The organism is Bacillus sp. JJ664, assembly GCF_036962205.1.
In the GTDB taxonomy this organism is placed as follows: Bacteria; Bacillota; Bacilli; order Bacillales; family Bacillaceae_G; genus Gottfriedia.
In genome coordinates, this window is record NZ_JBALMS010000017.1 from 16,443 (window position 1) to 19,322 (window position 2,880).

The window sequence follows — 2,880 nt, forward strand, 5'->3', positions numbered from 1 at the left end:
TGCAAAGTTAAGGGTAGTATTTGTTCCTGAAACTTATTCATATTATTACTTAAAAGCAAATAAGCAAACAGCTTCGACAGGAGATACAATCAATTATTCACTTCGTTCAAATAATATGAAAAACTTAAAAACTGCTAAGATTACAATTCCAGTATTAAAAATGAATAATAAAGACTTAGCAACAGTTAAAAATGTAGTTGTAAGTGACGCTGTGAAGAAATACGGTGATGCTAAAGTAACTGTAACATCTAAAGATGAAACTTATTTAANNNNGAAGATATGCAGTTAGTTAATTTCGACCTAGTAACAGTTAATCGTTATAATAAGGATTTTGCTGCTCAATGGTACAGCATGGAATTTACTGGAACATCAATTGATCAATCAGATGTACAAAAAAATAATGTTTATACTTATATGGAAGCAATTGATTTAAAACAAACTCATTATTCTCGATTAGAGGGTCAAATGAAATTAGAAGGGACAATTGATCCTACAACTGGTCAGACGAATTGGGCTTTAGATCAACAAAATATTGGTGCTAAAGTGACTGTTACTTCATATGATGGCAAAAATGTTGCAGATGCTTTCTTTATAAACACAAATGGAAATTATGTTGCAGACGAACTGAATGCTGATTCTAAACCATATACAATAAAAGTTGATGTACCAGGGCATTTTACAATGTATAAATCTTTGTTGATTTCAGATGAAGTTCGAGGAGAAACGCTTGGTAGAAGATTAGGTTTTAGCTTAACTCAAGCTAAAGCAGGAGATGTAAATAAAGATAATGTTATTGATATTGTAGATGCAATTGAAATCCAAAATAATTGGGGAACAAATAGTTTGAGATCAGATTTGAACTTCGATAAAGTAGTTGATAAAAAAGACATGAATTTTGTAATTAAGAATTTTGGATTACAAAATCCATCAGTATCTGATGCACCAAAAGTAAAGAGTTCGTATAAAGGTGTTACGTTAGAGGATGTATTAACAAAGCTTGGTTTAAAATAACTAAGTAAAAGAGACGTTTAAAAAAGCTTAGGCAACCTAAAGGAGCTGCTTTCTGTATTCTATAGGGGGCATTTTCTTTATCTTCCATTGGTACCTATAATTGTTATAGTACGTCTTACTACACGTATTTCTTTTTTAGCTTATCAAGCGTATTTCATTGGTTTATGTTTGCCTCATTTTTTAGATGACAATAAAACTTTGGCACTTTCAATTAAACTAATATTCATTAATATAAATTTTTAAAAATATATAGTCCGATCTCCAAATGATTAACCTGTTAAATAATAGAAAAAAACAAGAATACACATACGTATTCTTGTTTTTATGTGACGATTAATAACTTGGCCATTTCCAAGGCTTTATCAGGTAAGTTTATCTTAGCGTAATAATTAAATAATTCTTTTTCAGAGCGCTGAATTAAAAAGGAATAACCAAATTTCATATACATCGGTAAAGCTTTATTTGCTAAGTATTGATGATATTCTTTTATCTTAGATTTTAATAAATATAAAGTTAATCTAAATAGATGAATATATAATTTTTGATTAAGGCGAATGGCAATGATTAACCCATCCTCTGCAAGCCGAATTAATTCATCAGTTTTTTTAAGCTCTCCGTCAAAGGAACATCGAATATAACCTTCTAATGAAAGAAGATAAGCAGGAGTGTCTTTCTCTTTAAGAGCCATTGATTGTCTATAGTAACCAATTCCGTGCTCATAATTTTTTCTTCTGTAGTATTCATAACCTAAGTTATGTAATACTTTTGCTTTTCGTTCCGGAGCATTACATATATCACAGCTTTTGATTAAGTTTTTAAAACGATTAATAATTTCTTCTTGATCACAGTCATCTGTAACTTGTATAACCATAATCATTTCAGCGTCGATTACCCTAAGGTAATTATTTATATCTTTAAAAAATTTATGTGATTTTTCAGCGTAGTAATACGCTAAAACTGGAGAATTGATTGTATGATATGCAATTGCTAGATGGTAGTAATATTCTGGATTATGATAACAATCAATTTGTATTTGTTTTAGAATGTGAATGGCTTTATTATGATCTTGATTTGCTAAGTAATAAATACCTAAAACATGTTTAAGTAGATTGGACTCATAATCTGTTAGTAAATTCTCGATTTTTTGTATTTTTTTTATAATCTTTTCTGCTTCACGTGTACGATTATGAATTAGAAGATATCTTACTCGAAGTAATTCATAAAGGTAAATATAATCAGAAATCACGATTAATTCTTCACGCTCTAATTCAAGATTGATATGTTCAATTTCTTCCCCAAATTGCATAACGATTGCATCATGCCATTGAGATAGTCTATGTTTAATATTAATTAATTTGTTTATTTCTATTTCCATATTTATTCCTAGTCGCTCGGATAATAAAGTTATGATTTCGTTGTTACAGGTTGTACGGTTACACTCGATTTTACTAATATGTGTAATCGAACAAATATCTTTACCCAATTGTTCTTGAGTTAGTTTGAATTTTTCCCGATAGAATTTAATAATTTTCCCTTCATGCATAACCAATTCTCCTTTTCAATGTGAAATAATAAAGCAGTTTGTGCATTTCGAATTGTTTATCTTGAAGATTTACTTCTACGTAATACAAAATTAATAAAAATAAAATTATAATTAATTAAAAGTTTATAATTTTCGGTAAAATAAGTACATTTAGGAAAATGGAAGATCTTATGAAGTATTACTTAACAAGAAAAAGAATGGAAAGAAGAACATTTATTGTTTAACTGAAAATTTTTAAAGGAAAAAAGGATGGAATTATTAATAATTTAGAGGGGGAATTGTTCGTTTTATTTAGATAATAATAACTTTAGATTGTGTTTTTATCT

2 protein-coding genes are annotated in these 2,880 nt (G+C 28.5%); one reads left to right on the forward strand and one right to left on the reverse strand.

Features of this window, described 5'->3' with window-relative positions; translation table 11 throughout:
* Positions 1–279 precede the first annotated feature (279 nt).
* Entirely contained in the window at positions 280–1,011 is a 732-nt protein-coding gene (locus tag V7056_RS02690; RefSeq protein ID WP_499699041.1) for a dockerin type I domain-containing protein, read from the forward strand.
* 322 nt (positions 1,012–1,333) lie between these two features.
* On the opposite strand, the gene V7056_RS02695 is transcribed toward V7056_RS02690, so the two are convergent.
* Positions 1,334–2,554 (reverse strand): helix-turn-helix domain-containing protein, encoded by a 1,221-nt coding sequence (locus V7056_RS02695; protein WP_499699043.1) that lies wholly within the window; start codon positions 2,552–2,554, stop codon positions 1,334–1,336.
* Positions 2,555–2,880 lie beyond the last annotated feature (326 nt).

What these genes read in the sequence shown, in the direction of transcription:
- V7056_RS02690 (WP_499699041.1), top strand. Translation starts at nt 280, where the DNA reads ATGCAGTTAGTTAATTTCGACCTAGTAACAGTTAATCGTTATAATAAG.
- V7056_RS02695 (WP_499699043.1), bottom strand. Translation starts at nt 2,554, where the DNA reads ATGCATGAAGGGAAAATTATTAAATTCTATCGGGAAAAATTCAAACTA.